Source organism: Pseudobacter ginsenosidimutans, from assembly GCF_007970185.1.
Classification (GTDB): domain Bacteria; phylum Bacteroidota; class Bacteroidia; order Chitinophagales; family Chitinophagaceae; genus Pseudobacter; species Pseudobacter ginsenosidimutans.
Genome location: NZ_CP042431.1, coordinates 6,604,498 through 6,630,988, shown reverse-complemented (window position 1 = coordinate 6,630,988; position 26,491 = coordinate 6,604,498). Strand labels below are relative to the sequence as shown.

21 protein-coding genes are annotated in these 26,491 nt (G+C 46.2%); 16 read left to right on the top strand and 5 right to left on the bottom strand.

Annotated elements, in window-relative coordinates; all coding sequences use genetic code 11:
* Positions 1-69 precede the first annotated feature (69 nt).
* The 6 genes from FSB84_RS25950 to FSB84_RS25930 all read left to right on the top strand — a co-directional run bounded on the left by FSB84_RS25950 (position 70) and on the right by FSB84_RS25930 (position 7,686).
* Positions 70-864: a hypothetical protein gene (locus tag FSB84_RS25950; RefSeq protein ID WP_130540748.1), complete on the top strand. Its 795-nt coding sequence runs from the start codon at positions 70-72 to the stop codon at positions 862-864.
* Between the two features lie 108 nt (positions 865-972).
* Positions 973-4,284 carry an AsmA family protein gene (locus FSB84_RS25945; protein WP_130540747.1) on the top strand — a complete coding sequence of 1,104 codons (3,312 nt, stop codon included), beginning with the start codon at positions 973-975 and terminating at the stop codon, positions 4,282-4,284.
* 340 nt (positions 4,285-4,624) lie between these two features.
* Complete coding sequence (locus FSB84_RS25940) at positions 4,625-5,863, top strand: discoidin domain-containing protein (protein ID WP_158644125.1); 1,239 nt, start codon at positions 4,625-4,627, stop codon at positions 5,861-5,863.
* A gap of 53 nt (positions 5,864-5,916) precedes the next feature.
* Positions 5,917-6,555 carry a hypothetical protein gene (locus tag FSB84_RS31275; protein ID WP_225979890.1) on the top strand — a complete coding sequence of 213 codons (639 nt, stop codon included), beginning with the start codon at positions 5,917-5,919 and terminating at the stop codon, positions 6,553-6,555.
* Positions 6,450-7,064 (top strand): DUF4329 domain-containing protein, encoded by a 615-nt coding sequence (locus FSB84_RS25935; RefSeq protein ID WP_225980121.1) that lies wholly within the window; start codon positions 6,450-6,452, stop codon positions 7,062-7,064. Before FSB84_RS31275 ends, FSB84_RS25935 begins: the two co-directional genes overlap by 106 nt.
* Positions 7,051-7,686, top strand: coding sequence for a DNA polymerase alpha subunit B family protein (locus FSB84_RS25930; RefSeq protein ID WP_130540744.1), 636 nt, complete (start codon positions 7,051-7,053; stop codon positions 7,684-7,686). Before FSB84_RS25935 ends, FSB84_RS25930 begins: the two co-directional genes overlap by 14 nt.
* A gap of 234 nt (positions 7,687-7,920) precedes the next feature.
* Here the strand turns inward: FSB84_RS25930 and FSB84_RS25925 are convergent, their stop codons facing one another.
* The 4 genes from FSB84_RS25925 to FSB84_RS25910 form a co-directional block, all read right to left on the bottom strand.
* Entirely contained in the window at positions 7,921-8,697 is a 777-nt protein-coding gene (locus FSB84_RS25925; protein WP_130540743.1) for a response regulator, read from the bottom strand.
* 9 nt (positions 8,698-8,706) lie between these two features.
* On the bottom strand, positions 8,707-10,548 hold the full coding sequence (locus tag FSB84_RS25920; RefSeq protein ID WP_130540742.1) for a sensor histidine kinase: 1,842 nt from the start codon (positions 10,546-10,548) through the stop codon (positions 8,707-8,709).
* 254 nt (positions 10,549-10,802) lie between these two features.
* Positions 10,803-12,587: a MutS-related protein gene (locus FSB84_RS25915; protein ID WP_130540741.1), complete on the bottom strand. Its 1,785-nt coding sequence runs from the start codon at positions 12,585-12,587 to the stop codon at positions 10,803-10,805.
* Between the two features lie 18 nt (positions 12,588-12,605).
* A complete protein-coding gene (locus FSB84_RS25910; protein WP_130540740.1) occupies positions 12,606-13,874 on the bottom strand; it encodes an aspartate kinase in 1,269 nt (422 codons plus the stop codon).
* A 150-nt stretch (positions 13,875-14,024) separates the two neighbouring features.
* On the opposite strand from FSB84_RS25910, the gene fbp reads away from it, so the two are divergent.
* The 9 genes from fbp (at position 14,025) to FSB84_RS25865 (ending at position 24,266) form a co-directional block, all read left to right on the top strand.
* Positions 14,025-15,041 carry a class 1 fructose-bisphosphatase gene (gene fbp / locus FSB84_RS25905; RefSeq protein ID WP_130540739.1) on the top strand — a complete coding sequence of 339 codons (1,017 nt, stop codon included), beginning with the start codon at positions 14,025-14,027 and terminating at the stop codon, positions 15,039-15,041.
* 65 nt (positions 15,042-15,106) lie between these two features.
* Positions 15,107-15,652 (top strand): CAP domain-containing protein, encoded by a 546-nt coding sequence (locus FSB84_RS31270; RefSeq protein WP_207234226.1) that lies wholly within the window; start codon positions 15,107-15,109, stop codon positions 15,650-15,652.
* A 163-nt stretch (positions 15,653-15,815) separates the two neighbouring features.
* Positions 15,816-16,268, top strand: coding sequence for a hypothetical protein (locus FSB84_RS25895; protein ID WP_130540738.1), 453 nt, complete (start codon positions 15,816-15,818; stop codon positions 16,266-16,268).
* A 117-nt stretch (positions 16,269-16,385) separates the two neighbouring features.
* Positions 16,386-16,784, top strand: coding sequence for a hypothetical protein (locus FSB84_RS25890; RefSeq protein WP_130540737.1), 399 nt, complete (start codon positions 16,386-16,388; stop codon positions 16,782-16,784).
* Between the two features lie 257 nt (positions 16,785-17,041).
* Complete coding sequence (locus FSB84_RS25885) at positions 17,042-17,803, top strand: ABC transporter ATP-binding protein (protein ID WP_130540736.1); 762 nt, start codon at positions 17,042-17,044, stop codon at positions 17,801-17,803.
* Positions 17,804-17,834: 31 nt separating this feature from the next.
* The gene (locus tag FSB84_RS25880; protein ID WP_130540735.1) at positions 17,835-18,359 is read left to right on the top strand and encodes a YfiT family bacillithiol transferase; all 525 of its coding nucleotides are present in this window, start codon (positions 17,835-17,837) and stop codon (positions 18,357-18,359) included.
* Between the two features lie 15 nt (positions 18,360-18,374).
* Complete coding sequence (locus tag FSB84_RS25875) at positions 18,375-18,923, top strand: NUDIX hydrolase (protein WP_130540734.1); 549 nt, start codon at positions 18,375-18,377, stop codon at positions 18,921-18,923.
* 306 nt (positions 18,924-19,229) lie between these two features.
* Positions 19,230-22,904 (top strand): MBG domain-containing protein, encoded by a 3,675-nt coding sequence (locus FSB84_RS25870; RefSeq protein ID WP_130540733.1) that lies wholly within the window; start codon positions 19,230-19,232, stop codon positions 22,902-22,904.
* Positions 22,905-22,925: 21 nt separating this feature from the next.
* On the top strand, positions 22,926-24,266 hold the full coding sequence (locus FSB84_RS25865) for an OmpA family protein (protein WP_130540732.1): 1,341 nt from the start codon (positions 22,926-22,928) through the stop codon (positions 24,264-24,266).
* A gap of 73 nt (positions 24,267-24,339) precedes the next feature.
* On the opposite strand, the gene FSB84_RS25860 is transcribed toward FSB84_RS25865, so the two are convergent.
* Positions 24,340-25,632: a bifunctional folylpolyglutamate synthase/dihydrofolate synthase gene (locus FSB84_RS25860; protein ID WP_130540731.1), complete on the bottom strand. Its 1,293-nt coding sequence runs from the start codon at positions 25,630-25,632 to the stop codon at positions 24,340-24,342.
* Positions 25,633-25,818: 186 nt separating this feature from the next.
* Between FSB84_RS25860 and FSB84_RS25855 the strand changes: the two genes are divergently transcribed.
* Complete coding sequence (locus FSB84_RS25855; RefSeq protein ID WP_158644124.1) at positions 25,819-26,418, top strand: RNA polymerase sigma factor; 600 nt, start codon at positions 25,819-25,821, stop codon at positions 26,416-26,418.
* Positions 26,419-26,491: the final 73 nt, after the last annotated feature.

Genomic DNA, 26,491 nt, shown 5'->3' with positions numbered 1-26,491 from the left:
GTAACTCAGATCTCATTCAAGTGGTTGGATATTCAGTATCCAACCACTTTATATCAACTCAAATGTTTTATGAACAGGAAACTCCTTCTTTTCTCAATCGTTTCTCTTTTTATCGTTTTTGCCGGATGTAAAAAAGCAAGCGTGATCGAAACGCCGGCCTTCACCAAAATAGCTGTAGAAAGCATGCTGTTTTCCGATGTACCGCAATTGTCTGTTTTCGTAAATGAATTGCCGGTTGGCCTGCTCGATCCCGGAGTATCCATCAGCAAATTGTTGCCGAAGGAAAATAACAGCAACAAAATGACCCTTTCCATCAAAGATGCAACCAGCGGAGAACTGTACCTGGATTCAGTTTTCCAACCAAAGGATCTCAACGCGTTCAAGATCCTGGTGGATAATACACTCGGTGTAAGACAATTCATGAAACAGGGAACGGACAATACCGATCCCGTTCCCAACGAATACTACAGGATCCAGCTTGTTAATAAGATCAAAAAAAATGGAACAGAAAGAAAAGTAACCTTTAGATTATTCAGGGATTCCGTGAACACATTTGTGAACCTGAAAGAGCTGGAGGAGAAATTTGAAAATGTGGGATATGGAGAAATGAGCCAGCCGCTGGATATACAGATCCTTTATTTCAAAAGAAGCCCAAGCCCTGCTGCACCAAGGTTTGCGAGGAATATCCACATTCAGGCCGTAGATGCCGTTACCGGTGAATTGCTGGTAGAGTTGCAGCCGGATGGAAACCTCGCCGTGAATAAGAACAAGCATTCCATTGTGGCGCCCATTATTATTGAAGACGAACAGACCAGTCTGCTGACATGGGCGCCTGGCAATAACTGGACAAGAGTTGAGTTGTGATTTTGGACCATTTGCAGATAAAAAACGTTTTTTAATGGAATACTAATGGTTTTGTAAACATAAACCGGGTGATGCAACGTTATACCTTGTTAAACAGTCCCATAACGTATGTCCAGGCCCGAAAAGAAAAAGAGAAGCATAGCGAAACGTATCCTGAGAGCACTGATGATCACTGCCGGCAGTTTCTTACTGCTCGTTATCATTGCTGTGGTGTTGCTGTTCACACAGCAGCAACGTATCACCAATATGGCTGTTGAAGAGCTCAACAAACAATTCAAGGGGGCGTTCGCCATCAAAAAAAGCAGTATCGATCTTTTCAGGAACTGGCCCAATGTGTCCATCGCATTGCATGAGCTTCGTTTCTTTCCCGATAAATCGCAAACCGGTACGCCCATCTATGAAGCCGAAAAATTATATGTTGGCTTCAGCCTGCCGGATATCTTCCGGCAGCAATACAATGTGCGCCGCATCTTCCTGAAAGGAGGGAAGCTGAACCTGGTTAGGGAGAAAAATGGACAATTCAATTTGATGGAAGCGAAGAACCTCGGTTCAGATACTACCACGTCATCAGAACCAGACACTGCCGCTGCATTGCAGATCGATCTCAAAAAAGCAGTGCTGAAAGACCTGAATATTTCTTTTCTCGATAAGACCGATGGCCGCTATTACAATGCCATCGTCAGCAAACTCACTTCCAGTTTCAAGACAGATAGCGCCGCAGTTGAAGTGAGCCTGGAAACCAACCTGGAACTGGATCTTACCAGTCCAACCGACACTACATTCTTTCGCCACAAGAAAATAGCACTCGATTTTCTGGCCAGCTATGATAAAAAAAAGAAATTCCTGCAACTGTCCGAAGGAGGCATCAAGCTGGAAGAAGCGGAGCTCTCACTCACCGGTACTGCTGCTGCGCTCAACAAAGCGCTTGACCTGGACCTTGCCGTAAAAGGCAATAAACCGAATATGGAATTTGTGTCTGCGCTGATCCCGGACAATATCAAGGAAATACTGAAGCCATTCAAATATGATGGCCGGCTTTATTTCGATGGTAAGATCAAAGGCATTCTCGCAAAAGGACAATTACCGCTCATCGAGCTCAATTTCGGACTGGAAGACGCCTGGTTCCACAATACCAATGCTGATAAGAAAGTGGACAAATTCGGCTTTGCAGGATTCTATACAAATGGAAAAGAACACAACCTGAAAACCTCCGAGCTGCGCATGACCAATGTGAGCGCCAGGCCGGGAAAAGGTTTGTTCGATGGGAACTTTGTAGTGCGCGACTTCACTGATCCGCATGTGATGATGCAACTGAAATCAATGCTGGAATTGCAATTTGTAGGAGAGTTCCTCGGTATTCCCGATCTTAAACATATTACCGGTACGGTAAAGCTGGACATGAATTTCAAAGAGCTCACCGATCTCAACCTTCCTGAAAAGGCACTACACAAATTGAAAGAAGGTGTACAGAGTGAGCTCACCGTTACTGATCTCAGTTTCCGGATCCCAAATTATCCGCATCCGGTTCGTGACATGAACCTGCATGCAGAAATGCGCAATGGAAAAATAATACTGGATACCCTTCGTCTCAAAGTAGGTAATTCAGATCTCCGCGCTAATGGCATGCTCAGCGATCTGCTGGCTGTGCTGCACGAGAATGAGAAGCCTGTTACGCTGGCGCTCAACCTGCATAGTAATAAGATCGCATTGAAAGATCTGTTTGCTCACGATACGGCAAAAGCCAACAGGGTACAGGAAGAGATCAATGGATTTGGTCTGGGTATCCAGCTTGCAACAACTGTAAAGGAATTACGCAATCCTGCGCCGCTGCCCAAAGGACAATTTGAATTGAAAGAACTAAAAGCATCGTTCAAGAAATATCCGCATGTGTTCCATCACCTGGGCGCAACCGTTAGTATCAATGATACGGCGCTGCTGCTGCGTAATTTTACCGGCATGATCGATAGTTCAGACCTGCAGTTGAAGGGCAGGGTAGTGAATTATCCCATCTGGTTCCAGTCTGTGAAGAAAGGAAAAACCCAGGTGGCATTCGATTTCAAATCGTCCCGTCTTGCATTGAAGGATCTTTTGGGACCTGTGAGCAAAACCTGGGTGAGCCAGAGTTACCAGGAGGAGCAGGGCAGCAATATCTGGCTCCGCGCCAAAGCCGATCTCAGGTATGATTCTGTTTTCAAATTTGCAAAAGTGAAAATCGCGAATGTGTCGGGATCACTGAAAAATCATAAGCTTAAACTGGACAGCATCAGCGGCGGCCTGCTCTACGGCAATAAGATCCTCAAACTGGATACACTCAAAGGAAAGATCGGCCGTACCGATTTCGATCTTAACCTTCGTTACTATACCGGCGATAATCCGGAATTCAAGAAAAAGACAAACTATCTCCATTTCAAATCACGACTCCTTGATGCCAACGAGCTGATGAGTCTCGACTTTGAATCTATGGCCGCCTTCAGGGCCGCTCCTGCGGCTGTACCTGATGCTCCTGTGATCACCAATGCCGTACTTCAGCCCGGTAATCAAACACAGGTGGTGCGGGCTGGCAATCCCGATACATCCAATCATGCAAAGGCGTTCAATATCTTTATGATCCCTTTTTCTGATTTTGAAGTAAAAGCAGAAGTGGGAAGACTTCGTTACAAACGATTGGGCATTTCAAAGATCACAGCTCAACTGCGCATGCAGGAAGATCATATGATCCATATCGATACCCTGGGTATGAATGTAGCCGATGGCAGTATGGGCATCAGGGGATATCTCAATGGTGTTGATCCGAATAAGATCTTCTTCAGAAGCAGGATCACCGTGAATGACGTGGATCTCGAAAAAATGATGATCCGTCTTGATCACTTTGGGCAGGACATGGTGATCAACAAGAATATCAAAGGCAGACTAACGGGCAAGATCAGGAGCCATGTGCAGGTTCATCCTGACCTGGTGCCACTGATCAACGATTCAAAAGCCGAACTGGATGTGGAGATCCGCGATGGCACGCTGGTGGATTTTGCGCCCATGCAGGCCATGAGCGGTTATTTCAAAGACAAGAACCTGCGCATGGTGCGTTTTGACACTTTGAAAAATGTTCTCACTTTCACTAATGGGACACTGGATATCCCCAGCATGAATATCAACTCTTCACTTGGTTTCATGGAAATTTCCGGCAAGCAATCACTGGACATGAAAATGGAATACTATATGCGTATTCCCTTGAAAATGGTGACGCAGGTTGGTTTCCGGGCTTTGTTTGGTGGAAAGAAACAGGAAGAGGTTGATCTGGACCAGGTGGATGATATCGAGTTCAGGGATAAGGACAAACGCGTGCGTTTTATGAATATTAAGATCACCGGTACGCCGGATGATTATAAGATAGGGCTGGGGAAGGATAAGAGGAAGAAGAAATAAATGGTGTTTGATATTTCATAAAAAAGGAAGGAAATTGAAATAATTTTCCTTTTGCTATGGGATAATTATCTTTTAAATGGATCAGCCCGCATCCTTGGAATACATAACCCCTTATGTTATGATTGCTATTTTTAGGCAAGTGGCCCGATCCTTATTTTTCAGATCTCATGTTTTGAATAAGCAACTACGGCATTCTTTTTTCTCACATTATAGTTGCATTTCTCCCCACATTTGATTTCTTGTATTGAAGTTCATAAACTGTCTCACAGAACTACGAAGGACAGTTATGCTATTGAATTGTGTGTTATCAACATTACTCCTAATCCGAAATTCACATTACATGCTTGTTAAATCCCTCAACGTATTAATCCTTATTGTACTCCTGCCATTTTTTGTGAAAGCTCAAACCTGCGGTATTACCAATATCGCTCTGGGCAAACCTGTGACAGTTTCTGCAGAGCAACAGTACCATGTTGGAGCAGATGCTGTGGATGGAAACGTTTCTTCAGGTTGGTTCGCACCAGGAGACAATAATTACATTTATGTTGACCTTGGACAGTCCTACAATATCTGCAAAATCAAAATTATCTGGCAAACAGATGGAAGAGGTAAGGATTACAAAGCACAAGTATCTACTGACGCCACCAACTGGACGGATATATTCTCCCGGACTAATAATAACGCCAGTACTGATTCCTTTACTGTGAACGGAACGGGGCGTTATGTAAGGATTCTCATTGCTACCCGTGTCAACAATTGGGCGAGTATCGAAATGTCTGAACTTGAGATTTATAATTCATTGGCTGGTAATACCAGGCCCTCTGTTAGTATGACCCTGCCAGCAAACAATGCCAGTTTTTTTTCAGGTGCTAATATCAAACTGACGGCACTAGCTAATGATCCCAACGGTTCCATCTCCAAAGTGGAATTTTACCAGGGATTAGAGAAACTCGGGGAAGTTTTGCAAGCTCCTTATACATTCACCTGGGCGAATGTACAGGCCGGGACTTATAGTTTAAGAGCCAAAGCTTACGATAACCAAAATGCAGATAGCTTGTCTCTTCCGGTTACTATAATAGTGAATCCTTCTACCCGTTGGTCATTACTGGGAAATCAGGGAACCAATCCGGATAGCGTTTTTCTTGGTACGACAGATAACAAGCGATTGGTTTTTAAAACCAATAATGCAGAACGTATGACAATCTTGTCAGATGGGTTTGTGGGTATTGGTACTTCCACAAAACCGAATGCTGAAACAAAGTTCGCAGTAAACGGAGCTGTGTATGCGAAAAAACTGAAAATAACACAGACAGGTTGGGCTGATTATGTGTTCAATGATGATTATCGTTTGCCTGCATTAAGCGAAGTGGAAAAATATATCAAATCTCACAAGCATTTGCCTGGTGTACCTACTACTGCTGAAGTTGAAAAAAATGGTACTGATGTAGGAGAGATCCAGGCATTGTTATTAAAGAAGATAGAAGAACTGACATTATATATTATTGAACAAAATAAGAAGATCGAAGAACAGCAAAGGAAAATATCGGAATTAGAAAATAAAGAGGTGAATAGAAACTAACCTCGTTTAGACTGTGTTGATATTATTTTTCTTTAGACCTTAATTAGATTAGTATGAACAAGAAATTTACTCACTTTTTAGCATTCTTGTTTTTGGTGAATTCATTGTTTGCTCAGCAAACAGCTGAAAGTGACAGGTTAATTGCACCTTCTCCTACTGCCGGCTCTTTAGGGAAATATGGCGATTATCCAGTTAGTTTGTTTTCGGGACAGGTCAATATCGACATTCCATTGTTTAAAATAGTAAGTGGTAAATTAACATTGCCAGTTTCTCTTTCTTACAATAGTACAGGTAATAAGCCTTCCGATATTCCTGGTTGGGTAGGGTTAGGTTGGAATTTGTTTGCGGGCGGAGTAATTACAAGGACAATCCGGGATTTGCCAGATGATGGAGTTGGTGGATATTATGGCAGCAGGAATGAAATCAGAACTGCGCTACAGCTGGAAGAGGCTGGCACACCTAATGACAATTTTAGTATAGAATATGTAAACAGGCAAAGAGATGTAAAACAAGATATTTTCCAGTTCAATTTTGATGGTCGTACAGGAAAATTATTGCATGGGCAAAGGCATATAATGGCCTTTCAATTAGAGACAATAAAGAATACTTCTCAACTATATACAAAATTAAAATGGGAGGGAAAAACTATTATACCTGGACGCAACCTACAATTGGTAAAGAAAAAGGAGTAACTGGTTCTCAAGTTAATGAAAATATAGAAAGCGTTCCGCAAGAAGGAACTGCTGTTGCGGTTATTCATTCTCATGGAGCTTATGATTCAGACTTTAACACAGAATCGTTTTCTATTGCTGATATGGACATTACAGATAGGTATCACTTTTTACCAATATTTTTGGCTAGCCCTGGGGGAAAGTTATCTTTATATACGGGTAAGAAAAACGGAAAGAGATCTGATGCTATTCCTATTTGCGATTGTCTTCCATATGATCCTGAATCAAGGCATAAATATCAAGAAGAAAAGATATATTGGGAAAATCTTGGACCAGGAGCGAAAGAAGAGGATTTATGGCCTGTAATATTCTTATATCAGCCCAAAGATACTCGCAAGTCAACAAGCCACTTGTCACCATTAGAAATAAACAGGCAAAAAGCACAAGAAATGAAGCGTGCAATGGATAACGGAAAAATGAGACCAGACCAGCCTATAAAAAGCTACAACAGTTATTATGAAGAAAAGTAATTACATACTCCTCGTTTATTTTGTGACTTTGGTTTCGTGTATGGATCAAAGTGGAGCTAGACAACAAAAAAACTTTAAAGAGACTCGAAAGACAATTGTTCAGGATATTCGGGTTGATACTTTATTAAGTGGGGGGAGTCTTCATAATGTGCGACAATTAAGTAAGCAACTTGGGCTGAATTCAGGTGATACGGGATTTGATTCGTTACAGATCAGGGTATGGTTTGATCATTCACTTGCCTATAAAAAGCATTTGATCGTTCTCGAGAAAGGGAAAAAAGAATGGGAAGGCAAGTTATACGTGATAAACGTCCAATTTATCGACACATCCAATTACAATATCATTGAAAGCTTCACAAAGAAAAAGGTTGAACCTGCATCCAGTTGGAAGAAATTGATTAATGAACTGGAGTTATTAAAGATCCGAGATTTATCCAATGTCAGTCAGAGCGGGGTGGATGGAGTTGTTTACTCCGTTGAGGTTCTTTCCAATGACGCATATACATACTACGATTTTTGGGATCCTGAATCCGTTAATGATACTAATTGGCAGGCAACGAATATGGTAAGAATTGTTGATTTGTTGGAACGGGAGTTTAAGTTTGAAAGTTTGAAAGTTTGAAAGGTAAATGAGGTACGGAATCATGGCAGCAGCCAACCGGCGCACTACTACAGACGCCGGCCACTGACTTACCATTGATACCACCCTTAGTACCAGTTGAGAAATGTGAAAATTTGAAATGTTTAGCCTCCTATAAGGATACTGCGTAAAATTATGCCGCAAAGAAAGGCTTTCCGCGGGAGGAGTATGTGAACAACGGAATTTTGTATGTGAATGGATATGAGGAAGAATTACTTACCTGAAATTGAACTGCTTCAAAAAATCCTCCTTATAGCTTCTGCCTATCGGTAATTGCATTTTGGGCAGGTTCACTTCCTGGTCGGAGAAAGACTGGATCATGTCAATGTTGACGGCATAGGAACGATGAATACGTACAAGTGGTTTGTAGCTGATCTTTTCCAGCAGTTGACTGAGCGAAAGGCGGAGTAAGAGTTTCTTTTCTGTGGTCACCAGTTGTACGTAATTATTATCTGCTTCCGCATAGAGGATCTCATCCAGTTTGATCTTCACGAATACATAATTGTTCTTTACAAAAATGTAATCGTTCATCTGGAGAATGGTTTCTTTTTCCGTGAGGCTGGCTACGGAGTTCTGGTTGTCCATGGGAATTACTTTGCTGCTTTGTTGTGCCGTTACGGCAAAATTGCTGATGGCCAGTTCGATGGCTATCCGTACGTTGGTGATGCTGTATGGTTTGGCAAGGAAAGCAGCCGGGTGTGTGGTTTTGGCGCGCTCAATGGTTTTGGCATCGGTGAAAGCAGTGAGGTAGATCAGCGGCACAGAGCGCTGCTGCAATAGTTCAGCAGCAGTGTCGATGCCATCTTTCTTTCCGATAATATGAACATCCATGAGGATGATGTCTACCTCATTTTTCTGGAAGAGATCTATGGCTTCAGCAGCATTATCTGCAATGCCCGCCACTTCGTAGCCGTCGGTTTCCAGTCCGGCTGCGAGGTCCATCGCAACGATGGATTCATCTTCCACTATCAGTACTTTTATTTTCTCAGACATACCAATTGTTTATGCTGCCTGCGCAGGAATGGTGATGGTGAACTGTGTCCCGTTTTCCACTTTTAGTTCCTGGCTGGCGCGTAATTGTTTGCAAAGGGCAGTGATCAGCTGTTTACCGAAACTGTTCCGTTGTTTTGTCCAGGCTTCCGCATCGATGCCCTTGCCATTATCACGAATAGCGATCACTACATCATTGGCGGCATTATTGAGCAGGCTGATCTGCAACAGGGGCCGCTGCACATTCCCATATGCGTATTTGAGTGCATTGGTCACCAGTTCATTGATGATCAGTCCGGCGGGCAGGGCTTTATCGATATCCAGGAACTCCTGTTTCACTTCCAGTTGCAGATCGAAATCATCACGGTGGTAACCATAACTGGCAACAAGTGATTCAGCAAGGTCTGTGATATATTCTTTCATGTTAACTGAAGTGATGCTGTCTGTTTTGTACAGTCGCTGGTGAATGAAGCTCATGGCCTGTACACGCAGCTGGCTTTCCTTCAGAACAGCGATGGCGTTCTCGTCTTCCAGCCTGTTGGTTTGCAGGCTAAGCAGGCTGCTCACGATCTGGAGATTGTTCTTTACACGGTGGTGCAATTCCTTCATCATCACTTCCAGTCTGAGTCTCTGTTCTGAAATCTCTTTTTTCTGTTTTGCCATATTCCTGTACAGGATGAAGAGCCAGATCATGATACCGGTCAGCAAGCCGATGCCTGCCAGTAACCAGATAATATTCCTGGTGCTTGCTTCGCGCTGCACCTGCAGTTGCTGTATCTCCAGTTCTTTTTGATTGGTTTCATACCTGGCCTGAAGATCAAGTACCTCGCGGGTTTTACCGAGATTGGTGAGAGAGTCATTGAGCTTGTCCTGCAAAATATAGTAGGCGAGTGCGGAGTCGATCATGCCCGCGCCTTTGAAGGAACGGTACATTTGTCCATATGCATTCTGCAGCCTGTCGGGTCTTTGCATTTGCTGGCCTGCATCGAGCATTAGTCTTGCATAGTGCAGGGATTCTTTGTGCTTGCCCAACATCGTATAAGCATAGGCGATATTGCCGTAGTTGTAGCTGAGGCCACTGATGCTGTTCCGTTTTTTGTTTGCGTCAACGGCTTTGAAAAGATAATCGAGGGCTTTGTGGTAATCGATCTTGTGTTCGTTGTAGATCTGGCTCATATTGTTGTAGAGCCGGGACTGAACACCCAGTCCTTTTCCTGATCTTTCAATGAGCCCGAGTGCGCGTTCATAGCAGATCCGGGCGCTGTCGTAATAGTATCTTTTTTTGTACTGTTTTCCTTTATCGCGAAGGCAGATGCCTTTCATGTTGAGAGCGTCAGCCATGGCGACTGTGTCTTTGATGGAGGCAGCAAGACCATACGACTGCAATGCATAGGCGATGGCCTGGTCCAGGTAAGCTTCTGTATTGTTGCTGCCGGAAATATCCTTGTACAATTGCGCGAGATCAAGCACCACATCAGCTTCTTCGGCTTTCAGATCCAAAGAATCGAAAAGGCGCATGGCTTGAAGACCTGCGTCCATCGCGGTTTTGTAGTCGGCTGCCGTGCGTGCGCCGGCGGAGAGATTGGTAAATGCAGCGGCCCGTCCTGCCGGATAGTGGTTGGCGGAGACTTTCAATCCTTCCTTCGCATAATGTTTTACGGAATCGCTGTTCACACCGCGCCATGCCAGTGCTAGCGCATTGAGCGCATCCGTGATCTGTTCAATGGTGGAAGCCTTATGTTTGATGGAATGTAAGCTGTCGAGTACCCTGGAAGGAGGTTGTGCCTGCACGTTAAGTACACATGCAAGGATGGCTATGATCAGCAGCAGTTTCAATTTGTGTTTCGTGCACACAAGAATAGAGGCGAGGGTTTAGATACCAAAAATAACAAAACAGGACTGCTTTTGGAGGGGGTACCCTGCTTTTCTGCATTAGAATATGATAAGAATGGGTGAAAACACCCTAATACTTATGCTGCTGGCAGTCGCTCGCCTCCCGGCGAGTGACTTTTATTTTGTCGCCTCCGGCGACGCGGTGTTCGCCGGAGGCGAACAAATAATCCTCACTCGCCAGAGGCGAGCGAGTGGTCTCCGAAGTTCAATTATTCTTAAATGATCTCCATCTTCTTCATCAGAAAGCTCGCATTCTTATTCTTGGCTACTCCTCGCTGCAATGTATAATCGAAGATCAGCTCGCCATCCCTGATAATACTTTCAAAGCAATAATTACTGAGCCTGCCGGGAAGTTCATTCTCCAGTACACTCAGCGCCAGATCGTGCGTGGCGAAAAGAGTGAGACAACGGTATTGCAACAGCTTACGGATGAACTGATCAGAACCGTGGGTCTTATCTTCTGAATTCGTTCCTCTTAAGATCTCATCGATCAGGATCAGTGATGGACTGGAAGCCGATTGTAAAAATTGTATGATCTGTTGCAATTGCTTCAGCTCCGCCATGAAGTAAGAAGTATGTTCCTGCAGTGAATCGCTCACGCGGATGGAGCTGAGGATATTCATCGGCATGAACACAAACTTTCCGGCACAGACCGGCGCTCCGCATTGCGCCAGCAACAGGTTAACGCCGATAGTACGGAGGAAGGTGGTTTTGCCGCTCATATTGCTTCCGGTCACCAGCATCAGCTGTTCCTGCTCGCCGATGGTGAAATCATTGGCCACCCGCTCATTGGCGGCAATCAGCGGATGCGCCAGCGCCGTAGCGGAGATGATCATCTTTTCCGTTTGTACTTCCGGCCAGCTGAAATCAGGATTGTTGAAAGTGAAGCCGCTCAATGAATTCAGGGTTTCGATAGTGCCCACGCCGTGGATCCAGTGATCGAACTTTTCCCTGTTTACAGTTTTCCATTTGTCTAACGCATACATGCACTGGATATCGTACAATAAAAAACTGTTCAGGAAGAAGTTCACCAGCAGGTTGAGCCGCTGATCGAAAAGCCCGGCCAGATTCGACAATTGCTTGATGGCTTTACTCGCATCCTGTGCTGTCGCTTTTTCTTTTTTCAGTACGGAGGAATCGCCTGTCTCTATTTCGCTGAACAATTGCAGGATGCTGCCATATTGTTCCAGGATGGTTTGTTTCTTGCTGAGCAGGTTATGCTGGTGAAGGATTCTTTTGGTAAAGCTGCCCGTGATCAGCCAGCTGACGATGATGCCCGGCAGCAGCCATTGATAGGTATCCGTTGCCAGGAAAGCGATCAATCCTGCCAGGCTGATAGCGGGCATGATGAAACGAATTGCGCGTACCCATTTCAGTTGGTAGAGCAGGGTAGGCATTTGCAGCCAGCGTTGCACCTCGTGCAGATTTCCTTCCTTCTCGCCGTGCAATAATCCATGTGCGATGAGGAGCTGACGCGTTTCTGTTTGTGTGGACAATTGTTTGATGGCTTCCTGGTTGTTGCGGATCACAACAGGGTCCAGTTCCGGTTGCTGCAATATCTGCTGTAAAGCAGTAGTGCCATGTGTGGTGGTGGTACGGTTCAGCAGGTGGAATAATGAATTGGGGCCAAATATATCCAGGTCTGCCGCGTAACCCGACTGTGCTGCGGCTTCCCGGCCATCGGGGAATTTGCTTTGCTGGCGCCGGAGGATGCCGTCTTCGTTGGTGTTGACGAAAAGTAATTTGTTGGTAAGCGCCTTATCATCATTCAGTCTGAAGGCCCGTTTCACAAAAATGATGAATATTATCAATGATATAACGGTAATGCCCGGTAGTAATGTTGAGCTATCGCTTTTGATCCAGTAATAACCTGCAATCAGTACGCAGAGAAAACTGAGCAGCCTTGCCACAGATACGCCGATCAGTTGTTGCTGTACTTTTTTCAGGTGTTCCTGTAATTCCTGGATCCTTTGCTGGTAGTATGCTGCGGGAGATTGCATAGATAAGGTTTGAACGGATTAAGCCGGTTGCATAAGCACCTGCACAGTTTCCGGTGATTGTTGTTTCAGTTTGATACGATGGCCATTGGTGAGTTTTTGCAGTTGCTCTTCCTGGTAATGGCGAACGGTGAGCAGGGTCAATCCTTTTTCCACCTGTACTTCAAAAAATTCAGATGCGTCGAGGGCGAGCTTCTGGATTTTTTCCGGCTTATCGTCCAGGCAAACCTGGATGCTCACGGCGCCGGTCTGGATGATATTGGGTTTGATCTTGATATCGCTGAGCAGCTGGTAGAGATCGGCTACGGGTTTTTCTCCTACGAAAGAGAAATCGCGGGAATGCAGGGTGAGCAGGGCCTGTTCTTTTTTAATCACGATGATGGGTGGCAATCCGTGTACTTTTTTATTATGGATAACGGTACCGGGCAGGTTTTTATCGAGAAAACATTTCACGAAAAGTGGAATGCCTTTGTTCTGTAAAGGTTTGATGGTTTTAGGATGGATCACCTGTGCGCCGTAGTAGGCCATCTCGATCACTTCTTCATAGTTGAGCTCCGCAATGAATTGGGCATCGGGGAACTGTTTGGGGTCGGCATTCATCACGCCTTCCACATCTTTCCAGATGGTCTGGCTTTCTGCATTGAGGAGATTGGCGAATACGGCGGCGGAGTAATCGCTGCCTTCGCGGCCCAGGGTGGTGCTTTCGTTCTCATCTGTTGAACCGATGAATCCCTGGGTGAGTACAATATTCGTTTCCTGGAAAAGTAGAATAATGTCTTCCTGTACACGCTGACTGGTAAAATTCCAGTCGATGGCCGCGTCCCGGAAATTATCGTCGGTTCGGAAGATGTCGCGTACATCCACCCATTGCGTGGGGATGCCTGATTCGTTGAGGTAAGCGCTTACGATGGCGGTGGAGAGCAGTTCTCCCACACAAACGATCTGGTCGTAATAATAATCGTATTCACGAACAGGCTTATCATGAAGGAGCCATTCCACTTCCGTGAAGAAATTGGCGAGTTCGTCCATCAGTGCGTTGAAATGCGTTACCAGTAAGTATTTGGCGGTGTTGATATGTGTTTGTTTGATCAGTTCGAAGAGCTTCAGGGCTTCATCCTGGCGCCCTTCGAAGAAGGCTTCGGCCACTTTTTCCAGGGCATTGGTGGTTTTGCCCATGGCGGACACAACGATCAGGATCGGCTGATCAGAGTAGGAGCGGATGATATTGGCTACATTCTGGATCTTTTCTGTCTGCTGAACACTGGCTCCTCCGAATTTGAACACCTTCATAACTGGAACGATAAATAATGAGTTGGAATGTTTTAACCGTGGCAAATGTCGGTAAACCTTTGATAAAAACCCTTTCGTCAATCCGGAAAATGCCAATTAGCGGCCACTCCCTATATTTGTGGCCGACAAACCTTTTAAAACTTGCCATCTATGAGTATTGTCAGCAGGAAAGTACTGACCCTTGACGAATTTACGATCCAGCAGTTGCGCGACTTCCCACATGCTACGGGAGAGCTGAGCGGACTGCTGCGGGATATGGGCCTCGCCGCCAAAAGAGTGAATGTAGAAGTGAATAAAGCCGGACTGGTAGACATCCTTGGCGATGCCGGGGCCGTGAATGTTCAGGGTGAAGACGTGAAAAAGCTCGATGTTTTCGCCAATAACCAGTTCACCGGTGTATTGCAGCATGGTATCAGCTGTGCCGGTATCGCTTCCGAAGAACTGGACGATTTTGTTGCCTTCGACGACGCCGTCAGCAAAAATTCCAAATACGTTTGTTTATACGATCCGCTGGACGGCTCAGGAAATATCGATGTGAATGTGAGCATCGGCACCATCTTCAGTGTATACCGCCGCGTTACGCCGCAGGGCACGCCGGTTACCAAAGAGGATTTCCTGCAACCCGGCCGGATGCAGGTAGCCGCCGGTTATATGGTATATGGGTCTTCCACCATGCTGGTGTACGCCACACGTCGCGGCGTGAATGGCTTTACCCTGGATCCCAGCATCGGGGAATTTTGCCTCAGTCACCCCGATATCAAATGCCCTGAATGGGGAAAGATCTACTCTGTGAACCACGGTAATTTCTTCCAGTACTCCAAAGGAGTGCAGCAATATATCGATGCCTGCCAGCGCAGGACCAAAGATAACGGCGGCCCCTATACGCAGCGTTATATCGGCAGCATGGTGGCAGACGTTCACCGCAACCTGATCAAGGGCGGCATCTTCATGTACCCGGGTACAACAGACAAGCCCAAAGGCAAGCTGCGCCTGCTGTACGAGAGCAATCCATTCGCATTCATCCTGGAAGTGGCCGGTGGCCGCGCTACCAATGGCAAAGAACGTATCCTGGATATCGTGCCTACCGAACTGCACCAGCGTACGCCACTGTTCATCGGCAGCAAGGGCATGATGGACGAACTGGACGCCTGCATGGCGCAGTATTGATAGTTTTGCATATTGTTATTGTTTTCTGGTATGAAATTGGAGTTGTGAGTTTAAAATCAGTATCAATGACAAATAAACTGTTGAATGTGCGCCCGATCTTGTTATTGTTACTGGGCTTCGGCCTGGTGGCAACCTTCGCCTGTGCAAGCAAACCAGCATCAACGTCAAAAACCAGTGTTAAATCTTCCGGAAGCAGCACTTCTGCCCCAAGGCCGGTAGGCACCGCCAGCACCGCGCCCAAACTGGAAGATGATATCCTGATCCTGATCAATAAGCACAGGCAGTCGAAAGGTCTGCCAGCCCTCACCAATAACCTGGTGATCGAGACCGAAGCCCGCCGTCACAGCATGGCGATGGCCACCAAAAGGATCGCTTTCGGTCATGATGGCTTCAATATCAGGAGCAAGATCGTAACGTCAAAAGTGCCCGGCACCAATGCCGTTGCAGAAAATGTGGCCTTCGGCAGCAGCACCGCCAAAGAAGTGGTGGATGGCTGGCTGAATAGTCCCGGACATAAAAAGAATATCGAAGGGAATTATAAGCTCACAGGGATTGGCGTTGCGAGAGACCAGCAAAGCAGGTTGTATTTTACGCAGATATTTGCGCGATAAGAAATGTAATTCTATATTGTATTACCCGGATTGATCTTTGATCTTTCCGGGTTTATTTTTCAATTCAATTATTGAAATGCAAAGGAATTTATTATTCATTGTTGTGATCCTTGGGAGCTGCATCGCTCATTGCACAACCGGTAATAGGAAAGCCAGTGAATATATGGTAGTACGGCAAAATTATTTTGATACGGCTAATTTTAGACTGCCTTTGAAAGACAGTTTTATCGCGAAGGCTATTTACTGGCAGGATATTCCAGCGCTTATGCCGCTTAATAATGGCAGCAGGTTCATGTTGATTGAATTGAACTCCTCATTTCCTTCTTTGAACGAAGCGGTTCTGCATGACTTTGATTCCCGTAAGTACTATATCTGGCGGGTAAAAGAAACGGGGGGGACTCTCGAAGAAATCAAAGATACACTGAGCGATCTTCTGAAGGCATATCGACCGGTGATTCACAGCAGTGAAGATGCATTGAGAAAAGCTGTTGATTACAGGCCGTCCAGTATACTGATGGATGGAGCATCGTATGTGATCAATGATGTGAAAGTGTCTGAAAACAGGTTACTGACAAATGCTTACCACGTTTTGACGCTGCAATTGAAAGAAGATTGACCTGAAGCAGCAGTTCAATACTCCTGATTAACTATTGAACAAAAATATTAGGTGCTTCATTACAACAGTTCTATTGAGATAAGTCGCCTGGTTGCAACTTGCAGGGAAATTATCCGTATGGCACTTACAAAAAAACTGATCGATGCTTACCTGAAGGAATTCGTGGAATTGACGAATGCAGCAGTACCTCCCAGGGGACTTGAATATTTTAATGAAAAACAGTACAACATCCTCGATCAGAAAAATATCACCGGTCATCTCAAAGGATATTTCATGGAAGACGATGCGATCCTCGAGATCGATCTTGAAAAAATGACCATGCTGATCGATTTCAGCAATGATGGTTATTTCGATGGAGCTTCAGTGTTTCTGCCATTGGCGACGCTCACTGATCAGACCTGTTATATCGGGATCAAGGCAGAAGATAAAAAGAACAAGGTTTTTTTCTTCGATTACCAGGAAGGTTTTACAGAACAGGAGTATTCTTTGGATGAGTTGCTGAAAAAGATAAAGTAGAAATTTGCGTGATCGATAGAAGAGTATTAATTTGAATGGGCGTCAGCGTTTGCCGGCGCCTGTTTGATAAACTGATCCTTTCCAAAGGTTCCATTGCAGTGATGACCATCGTGCTGACATCTGAATTGACTCTGGCCAATCTGAACAACTTGTATGCTGGGTTTACAAAGGAATCGCATCCGGAATTCCAGAGGTGAAAGGTCCGGCTACCCGGGAACTCCAATTTTCCCTAAATTGTGCCTTCAAATCCCCTCAACATGAGCAATGTGATCATTTCGGTAAAGGACCTGGTGAAGAAATACGGACAATTTGAAGCAGTGAAGGGCATCAGTTTCGACGTGTACGAAGGGGAGATATTCGGCCTTCTCGGCCCCAACGGAGCCGGTAAATCCACTTCCCTGGAGATCATCGAAACCCTACGCGATAAAACTTCCGGACAGGTCATCGTAGCCGGCTACAATCTGGACACCCATCCTGAAGAGATCAAAAAGATCATCGGCGTTCAACTGCAGACATCCGGTTTCTATCCCGGTCTCAACCTCATAGAGCTCATCGGGCTTTTTGCCGGATTGTACAACCGGAAAGTGGATCCCAAAGAATTACTCCGCAGTGTGAACCTGGAAGACAAGGCCAAAGCCAAATTCAAAGACCTCAGCGGCGGACAAAAACAAAGGTTCTCCATCGCCACCACGCTGATCAATGATCCGAGAATCATTTTCCTGGACGAACCAACTACCGGTCTTGATCCCCAGGCGCGTCGCAATCTCTGGGACCTGATCAAACAGATCCGCAGTAAAGGCACTACCGTGATCATCACCACCCATTATATGGACGAAGCGGAACTGCTCTGCGACCGCATCGCTATCATCGATTCAGGAAAGATCGTGGCGCTCGATACAACAGATAATCTCATCGATGCACTGGTGGCTACCGGTTTCGAGAGACCGAAAGATATCAAGAAAGCCAACCTGGAAGATGTGTTCATCCAACTCACAGGTCATGCGCTGCGCGAACAGTAAACCAACAATTCCAAATATCAATAAATAGAAAATGGACCTTCGTTATCCGATCGGTAAATATGAAACCCAGCCGTTCTCTTCCAACCAGAAAAGACTTTGGTTGCAGGATATCCAGTTTCTTCCGGGACTGCTGGAAACCGCCATCGAAAACCTGGATGAAGCGCAACTCAATACGCCTTACCGCGATGGCGGCTGGACCGTTAAACAAGTGGTCCACCATGTGGCCGACAGTCATATGAACGCCTATGTCCGTTTCAAACTGGGTCTCACCGAAGATAATCCAACCATCAAACCCTACGATGAAGCCCGCTGGGCTGAACTCAAGGATGTACAGGCCGTTCCCATCAATATGAGCATCACTTTGCTCTACACCCTTCACACACGCTGGCATGCGGCCATCCTTCACCTCACAGACCAGGAATGGCAGCGTACCGTTTTCCATCCCGAGCATAAGAAAGAAATGAGCCTCTGGCTGCTGCTTGGTATGTATGCCTGGCATGGCAAACATCATGTTGCGCATATCACTTCATTGCGTGAAAGAAAAAGATGGGACTAATCAAAAGCAAATAGAATGAAAGACCTGCGTTGGAAAAAGCTCTCCTCAGAATACCTCTTCAAAGACATATGGTTCACTGTTCGCAAAGATATTTGTGAAAGACAGGATGGCGCCATCATCGATCCATACTATGTTTATGAATTCCCTACATGGGTTACTGTTTTTGCATTAACGGAAGATGGAAAAGTGATCATGGAAAGACAGTACCGCCATGCCCTCGAAGTAACCGCCTGGGAACTGCCCGGTGGTTGCGTGGACGATACCGACCCCTCTTACGAATACGCTGCTTCAAGGGAATTGCTCGAAGAAACCGGGTATGAATTTTCCAAATTTGAATACCTCGGCAAAACCTCTTCCAATCCATCAACCAACAATAACTGGATGCATATGTATCTTGCTACCGGTGGAAAAAAAGTGAAGGACCAGGAGCTCGATCACAATGAAGAGATCGAAGTACAGCTCTTCTCTATCGATGAATTGAAGGATCTTCTACACCGGCAGGAGATTGTGCAGAGCATGCATGTTACTACAATATTTTATGCACTGAAAAAGCTCGGCATGTAGGCCCGTTATTATTTTTTGCATATTATCTTTCCCATTCCTATTTTTACTGCTGAATATTAATCCTATATCCACCGGCATTGAAGAACTACCTTTTCTACGGTTTATTCAATCATACAACCCACGTTGACCGATGTTCCTATCAGTTGAAGAAAAGGTCCACAAAATCTACTACTACAAAAGCCGGACTATAACGGCGCAACTGAATTTGACTGTGCTGTAATGATTCCTTTCTGCTTTAGGCAGCAGGGGATTGGTATTGCTATTATGTTCCAGCCTGATGAGACTGTATTCCTTACTATTCGATATATGACAAAAACCTTATTTCCGCATCCTTCTGAAAACCGCTCTGCAGCCCGGTTTTCGAATCCCTGGAAAACTATTTTACTGCTCGTGATGATCGTTCTTGGTAGTCTTGGCAACACCATTGCTCAAAAAGTGTATGCCAACAATCAGATGAGCCCGATTACCAGTGGCCCTTGCTCACTATGTGCCGTAAGAGACCCCGACAGATCAGTTGATCAGTCAGATCTGGAAGATTACTCCACTATAACGATACCGGCAGGTACATATGATGCGTACCTGGGTCAATTGCTGGTTTTCCCTTCCCTGAATGCCAATGGTGGATCAGACAGCCTGATCATTCGTCTCGGTGCGAGCCTGCCTTCTGATCTTGAAGATTTGTATAAGCACGTGTTTGCTGAAACATTCAACGATGTAACTACTAATGAAGACACTGTGTTTGCCAGGGGATCCAATTTCCGCATAGTGGATGAAAATTCCATTGAGCTGGTAATGAAGCCAACGAAAATATTCAACAGGGTGAAGATCACCCTATCCTCCGTAAATGGCACTGTATTGTGGGATCTCAGGGTTTACTCTGCTTACCGGAAAAAAGCTGCCGGCCCCGATGCTAACGGCATCCTATATGTGAAAAAGGGCAGAACCGGAGGAGGAGGTTCCTGGAGCAATGCCACGGGAGAGCTGGGAGCAGCATTGAAACTTGCTGAAGAAGATCCTTCCATCAAACAAATTTGGGTAGCAGGCGGTACTTATCATCCCATGTATAGCGGTGGAGATGCCGGCACTACCACGGATGCGCGCACACGAGGTTTCCTGCTTAAGAACAACATAAAACTATACGGAGGTTTTGCCGGAACGGAAACCAGTCTTTCCCAACGCGACCTTTCGATAGCCGCCAACAAGAGCATCCTCAGCGGAGATATGGAAGACAATGATCCTCCAACTGGTCTCCCCACCGGCGAATTCATCCTTCATACTGTAATTGCAGCCGGTGGTGATTATCTGATGGATGGCTTTACTGTAATGCGCGGCTATGCCGGATTTCCGGGAATTCCCATGACTGTAGCCTCGCGAAACCTGCCCGGTAACCAGGGGGGTGGAATTGCAGTGTTGAATGCAGGAATGGAAATCAGTAATTGTGCTTTCAAAGCCAATATAGGAACGGGAGGAACAGCCGCTATTTTTGGCGATCAGGCAAATCTGGTGATCAGCAATACACTCATCTCCGGAAATTTAGGATATACTGGTGTGGCCATTGGTGGCAACAACAGCAGTATCCTGGTTGTGAATTCAACTGTCTGTGGAAACTCCGGGAATGGTCAGGTGATCATGAATACCGGTAGTAAACCACAGATCACCAATTCTATTATCTATGGCAATATGGTGGAGATTGCAGCGGATCAGGCCTTAGTTACCAATAGCATTGTCAGGGGAGGTTATGCAGGAGCAGGAAATAGCGGAGCCAATCCGGTGCTTGTTGACGCGCCGCATTATGCAACCTCTCCCAATTCAGGGGGAGATTATACTTTACAGCCCTCCAGTCCTGCTATCAATGCAGGCGATAACAGCAAGATCATTGGAGTGGATAGAACCACCATCGATCCTGCTTCAATGGCCGATGAATTGATTGCTTCGGGATGCTCTGGTCTGCTCTGCAGCGTTGTAAATCCTGAGCTGGCGAAAGATGCTATTTCATATTCTGATTATGCTTTACTGAATATTCCTGTTGGACTGATCGGTGTGCTGGGCACTGCACAACTTGACCTGGCCTGGGCGGGCAAAACCATTAACCATAGAGAGTTTGTAGGTTTCGTCATTTCACAAAATAATCTGGCGCTCGATGCGACATTGTTAGGGAATGTCAAGATCGTTCTGTATGATGCATTGGGTAACGAACTACAATCTCAGAATGGATTTACCAGTGTTCAAACTACCACGCTGAACGGACAAACAGTAAATTACATAGGTATTACTGCCAATGCAGATGCAGCTTACGCCAGGATACACCTCACGCAATTGGTGGGCTTGCTTACGTCCATTCGCGTTCATGGTGCATTCATCTGGCCGGCAGGGCTCAGCGCCTCACTCAGCAAAGACCTGGCTGGCAATCCGAGAACTTCTGGAACCGCGGTGGATATGGGCGCGTATGAAATTCAAATGTCTGCTCAAACCATTACCGTCAGTGATATCACCAAAACCTATGGCGATGCGAATTTTGAGCCCGGATTCTCCGCCAGCTCCGGCCTCACTGTGAGCTATGCATCTGCCAACAATAGCATTGCAGAAGCTTACAAGGATGCTGCGGACAATAATAAATGGAAGATCAGGATCCTGAAAGCAGGAACAGTGACCATCACTGCCAGCCAGGCAGGTAACGGCGCATATTTTGCTGCACCAGATCAAACCTTCGATCTCAGCATTGGGAAAAAGAGTGTAACATTAGGCATCAGATCCTCCACCACTATCACGAAGGTATATGATGGCAATACCAATGGAACCATTGCCGCCACTGACCTGGAATTCGCCAGCGGAGACATCATCAATAGCGATGAGGTACAAGCTTCACTCAGCTCAACAGCGGTTTCTTATGATAACAAGAATGCAGGCACTGGCAAGACCATTGAGCTGCCCCTCAGCAGTATCGGTCTCACTGGCAATGACGCAGGTAATTATGTGATCGGAAACAGTACCGTACTCAGCTTCAGCAATGCTTCAATCACTCCGGCTCACGTATCAATTACCGCCAATGCACAAACGAAAGTGTACGGCGAACCGGACCCCGGATTCACCTATACTGAAACCGGACTGATCGGCAATGACCTCATCAGTGGCTCATTGAGCAGGGACGCAGGAGAAAATGCCGGCGCTTACGATATCAGACAGGGTACCTTCTCTGCCGGTTCCAACTACAGTATCAGTTTCACTTCAGCCAAACTCACCATCACCAAAGCCACACAAACCATTACCTGGGCGCAGGCCAATCTGGAAGCAGGCTGCGATGGCACAGCAACTGTTCAACTGCTGGCAAGCAGCAACAGCGGCCTGCCCATCACTTATACTGTGGCTAATACCAGTATTGCAACTGTTAACGGCGATATACTCACACCTGTGAACGGAGGTGCTACCACTATCACAGCCTCTCAGCCGGGAGACCAGAACCATTCAGCCGCTACAACCGTAGTGAAGGATTTCAAATACAGTCTGGCCGGCGCTATCCGTCAGCAATTCAGTGATGTATTGATCTTCGATAACTCCAGCGGTAATTATGTACAATGGCAATGGTATAAAAATGGAAACGCCATAACAGGCGCTACAAAAGCATTCTGCAGTGAATCGGCAGCATTGAATGGAGCATATCATGTAGTGGTTACAGACAGGAATGGGAACTCCGTGGAAGCATGTCCGTTAACTGCCAGTGGCAGCACTGCAGCGCGTGGCATCAAAGTGAATCCAAACCCAGCCAAAGCTGGTTCAACCATCACTGTTACCTGCAATTACAATACATCCGCTTTGGTGGGAGCGAGATTACTGCTCACTACAGCAAGCGGCTCACAGGTTCAGCAGATCACCAATGTGCAGCCTGTAATCCAGCTCACATTGCCGGCCACCAGCGGTTTGTATGTGATCACACTGGTATTGCAAACTGGTGAAAAAGCATCCGTAAACGTATTATCCAAATAACAAGCAAGGGAAATTTCGATTATGAAAAAGACATTATTCCGGATTTTGACAACAGGCAGTATCATGGTCATCGCTGTGCATGCCAATGCACAGGAGTTTGGTGTGGAATTGAATGGAGGATTACAGGGCCTGCAGTATGATATAACAGGCGGCAAGGCCAAAATACAGCCCGGCGGTGCACTCGGTTTCAATTACACTTTTCCGTTAGGAAAGAGATGGGGACTGATCACCGGCCTCGCCGGTGGTTATTACAATACCAAAACCACGCTCGATAATGGCTCTCTCTTCAGTTCCTATGCGATAGACGAAGAAGAATCAGCTTTCGAGTTCAGGGTTAAGCCGGAAGGATATGAAGAAAAGCTCAGCTTCTTCACTGCCGGCATTCCACTGATGCTGCAATACCATACTACCGGTAAAACACAGTGGTACCTGAATGGCGGCGGTAAATTCCTGTTTCCCTTCAATGTGAAATCGAAAGCATCTGCCAGCCAGCTGGCGATGAGTGGATATTATCCCGACTTCAATGTGGAACTGGATAATGTACCCCAGCACGGATTTGGCGTTGTGAACAACCTGGAAAAAGAATATGAGCCCGAACTGAAGCCCACAGCCACTCTCAGCGCTGCTACCGGTCTTAGCTTCCCTCTTGGTTCTTCCATGAGATTGTACACCGGCGTATATATCGATTACGGCCTCACCGATATGCGCAAGAACAGAGACGAATCTGCTGCCCTGGTGAATTACAGTCCAACCGGCATCAACAATGTACAGGTGACCGGATTGCTTCTCAAAGGCGGCGATGCCAAACTGCTGGCTTACGGCCTGCAGGTGAAACTGGGTTTTGTGAAGAAAAAGAAAGATGCGAAACCAGTGGCTGAGCCAGTAGTGGTTGCAGCCCCTGTTGAAGTGAAGGAAGAACCCAAATCCGTTCAGGAACCAACGCCTGCACCCGCACCCGCACCCGCACCGGTGGAAGAAAAGAAACCTGAACCTGCTCCTGCTCCGGTGATCACCAAAGCAGAAACAGAACAGGTACAAGCTCCTGTGGTCTTCAGTGAACTGAATAGCACAGCAGTGCCTGAGGCTTTGAAGCCGCACCTGGACAGTGTTGCGAATATCCTGAACAAGTATCCTGATCTGCAGGTGGCTCTTGTTGGACATACCTGCGATATCGGTACCGAAAAGGAAAATGAAACTGTGGGGATCAACCGTGCAAAAGCTGTGGCTGCTTATCTGCGTGATAAGGGTATTGCTGAAAGCCGCATGGAGTTGAGCTCTGCCCGTTCAACTCAACCCCTTGTTCCCAATACTTCTGAACATAACAGGCGTCTCAACAGGAGAGTGACTGTTACAGTAAAATAAACGGAAGCTTATTTAAAGCAAGCGGCCATATCAACACTGATATGGCCGCTTGTTTTATTATATAAGAAGCTAATTATAATTCAGGCACTTCACCCACTACAAACACGCTACCACAAACAAGTATCAGATCATCCGTATGCGCAGCCTGCTTCGCAGCCTGCAATGCATCTGGTACGCTGGGGTAATGGTGACCGTTAAGACCGTAACCCGCTCCTTTTGCAGCCAGTTCATCTTCCGGCAGTGCCCTTGGGATCTGTGCGCGCGTGAAATAATACACAGCTTCTTTGGGTAAGAGAGCCAGTGCATGATCGATCTCTTTGTCCTTGACCATACCGATCACGATATGCAGATGACGGTATGGTGTAAGTTCCAGTTGCGCTACAATTTGTTTGATGCCATCCTCATTATGTCCTACGTCCAGTACTATCACCGGTCTGGTATGCACCACTTCCCAGCGGCCATGCAGACCCGTTAGTTTCTTCACATGCGCCAGTCCTTTCTGAACGGCTTCAGCAGGAATATTCCAATGCTTCAATTGTAGCTGGTGAACGGCTTCCAGGATGGTCATCAGGTTCTTTGTCTGGTAGAATCCCGGCAAATCCAGGGTATAGCTTGTTCTGTCTGCGCTGGTATGATTAGCTACCTGCACCACCAGTTGATGGTGTTGGTATTGCCAGTCGGCTGCATAGCGGAGATGATCTGCAAAGAGGAGAGGGGATTGCTTTTCTGCCGCTACTTTTTCAAATACCGGCCTGGTCTCCGGGCTGGTTTCGCCCAATACTACCGGAATGCCGGGCTTGATGATACCAGCCTTTTCAAAAGCGATCAGTTCCAGCGTATCACCCAGCAGGTTCATATGATCATAACCGATATTGGTAATGATGCTGAGCTCGGGGCTGATCACATTGGTACTGTCGAGACGACCGCCGAGACCGGTCTCGATAACGGCAATGTCTACCTGTGCTTCCTCAAACCAGTCGAAGGCCATGGCCACGGTGATCTCGAAGAAGCTGGGCTCTATCTGATCGATAGCAGGTTTGATCTTCTCTGTGAACCTGGTCACAAATGCTTCGCTGATCATTTCACCGTTGATGCGGAACCGCTCTCGGAAATCTTTTAAATGAGGCGAAGTATAGAGCCCTGTTTTATAACCCGCACTTTGGAGGATGGCGGCCAGCATATGACTGGTGCTGCCTTTCCCGTTGGTGCCGGCAATATGGATGGTTTTGACGCGCTGTTGCGGATTGCCCAGGAATTCACAAAGGGCAATGGTATTGTGCAGGTCTTTTTTATAGGCCGCAGCTCCCAGGCGGCTGAACATGGGCAGCCGGTTGAAGAGATAATCGATCGTTTCCTGATAGGTCATTTTCAGTATTGGATCACAAAACTAAGGAACCTGCAAAGCTGACAAAATTTTAGATCGTCCCCATAAAGGAAGGGGAGGACAGCAACGACTAAGAGGCGGGCTGTTTTTATCGAGAAAATCTAATACAAGGATAAAGTAAACATATGTCGGGATTTTGTTACTTTTAGCGGAGTCAACCAAAAGCCTTTGCACCTGAGCCCTACATACGATGAAAAGCTGATCCTGCAAAAGATTGCAGAAGGTAGTGAGGATGCATTCCGGATCATCTTTCATCAGTACGCAGGTAAGCTCAGGAACTATATTCTCAAAATTTCCTCTTCAAAAGAAACGGCTGAAGATATCGTGCATGATGTTTTCCTGAACATCTGGAAGAACCGGCATAAACTGGCAGACATCGATCAATTCGACAGCTACCTGTTTGCGGCAGCCCGGCATGCAGCGCATCGCAGCTTCCAGCGCCGGGCAAAGGAAACGCTGATTGTAGCTGAACTTCAAAAGACGGACTCCATAAATATCAAATCTGAAGGAGAAGACAGGATCACCAGCCGGGAAGTTCAGTCCGCTATTCAAAAAGCCATTCAAAGGCTGACTCCTCAACAAAGAAAGATCCTGCTGCTCAGTCGGGATGAAGGGCTTAGTCACCAGGAGATCGCAGATCTGCTGGGTATCACCCGCCGCACAGTTTCAAATACCATTTCAGAAGCCTTACAATCTATGAGGAACGATATCCATATCTCCTATGGGCCATATGCAGTAGCCATTTTTGTACTGCATGGCATTATTTAAAAAAAACTGGTAAATCTTCTGGTACCTGGGACCGGTTGATGTCTCTTTCTTATCGGACTGTTCCTGAAAAGCA

Excerpts from the sequence above, each read along its gene's own strand:
- FSB84_RS25950 (WP_130540748.1), top strand. The coding sequence starts at position 70 with ATGAACAGGAAACTCCTTCTTTTCTCAATCGTTTCTCTTTTTATCGTT.
- FSB84_RS25945 (WP_130540747.1), top strand. The coding sequence starts at position 973 with ATGTCCAGGCCCGAAAAGAAAAAGAGAAGCATAGCGAAACGTATCCTG.
- FSB84_RS25940 (WP_158644125.1), top strand. The coding sequence starts at position 4,625 with ATGCTTGTTAAATCCCTCAACGTATTAATCCTTATTGTACTCCTGCCA.
- FSB84_RS31275 (WP_225979890.1), top strand. The coding sequence starts at position 5,917 with ATGAACAAGAAATTTACTCACTTTTTAGCATTCTTGTTTTTGGTGAAT.
- FSB84_RS25930 (WP_130540744.1), top strand. The coding sequence starts at position 7,051 with ATGAAGAAAAGTAATTACATACTCCTCGTTTATTTTGTGACTTTGGTT.
- FSB84_RS25925 (WP_130540743.1), bottom strand. The coding sequence starts at position 8,697 with ATGTCTGAGAAAATAAAAGTACTGATAGTGGAAGATGAATCCATCGTT.
- FSB84_RS25915 (WP_130540741.1), bottom strand. The coding sequence starts at position 12,587 with ATGCAATCTCCCGCAGCATACTACCAGCAAAGGATCCAGGAATTACAG.
- FSB84_RS25910 (WP_130540740.1), bottom strand. The coding sequence starts at position 13,874 with ATGAAGGTGTTCAAATTCGGAGGAGCCAGTGTTCAGCAGACAGAAAAG.
- fbp (WP_130540739.1), top strand. The coding sequence starts at position 14,025 with ATGAGTATTGTCAGCAGGAAAGTACTGACCCTTGACGAATTTACGATC.
- FSB84_RS31270 (WP_207234226.1), top strand. The coding sequence starts at position 15,107 with ATGACAAATAAACTGTTGAATGTGCGCCCGATCTTGTTATTGTTACTG.
- FSB84_RS25895 (WP_130540738.1), top strand. The coding sequence starts at position 15,816 with ATGGTAGTACGGCAAAATTATTTTGATACGGCTAATTTTAGACTGCCT.
- FSB84_RS25890 (WP_130540737.1), top strand. The coding sequence starts at position 16,386 with ATGGCACTTACAAAAAAACTGATCGATGCTTACCTGAAGGAATTCGTG.
- FSB84_RS25885 (WP_130540736.1), top strand. The coding sequence starts at position 17,042 with ATGAGCAATGTGATCATTTCGGTAAAGGACCTGGTGAAGAAATACGGA.
- FSB84_RS25880 (WP_130540735.1), top strand. The coding sequence starts at position 17,835 with ATGGACCTTCGTTATCCGATCGGTAAATATGAAACCCAGCCGTTCTCT.
- FSB84_RS25875 (WP_130540734.1), top strand. The coding sequence starts at position 18,375 with ATGAAAGACCTGCGTTGGAAAAAGCTCTCCTCAGAATACCTCTTCAAA.
- FSB84_RS25870 (WP_130540733.1), top strand. The coding sequence starts at position 19,230 with ATGACAAAAACCTTATTTCCGCATCCTTCTGAAAACCGCTCTGCAGCC.
- FSB84_RS25865 (WP_130540732.1), top strand. The coding sequence starts at position 22,926 with ATGAAAAAGACATTATTCCGGATTTTGACAACAGGCAGTATCATGGTC.
- FSB84_RS25860 (WP_130540731.1), bottom strand. The coding sequence starts at position 25,632 with ATGACCTATCAGGAAACGATCGATTATCTCTTCAACCGGCTGCCCATG.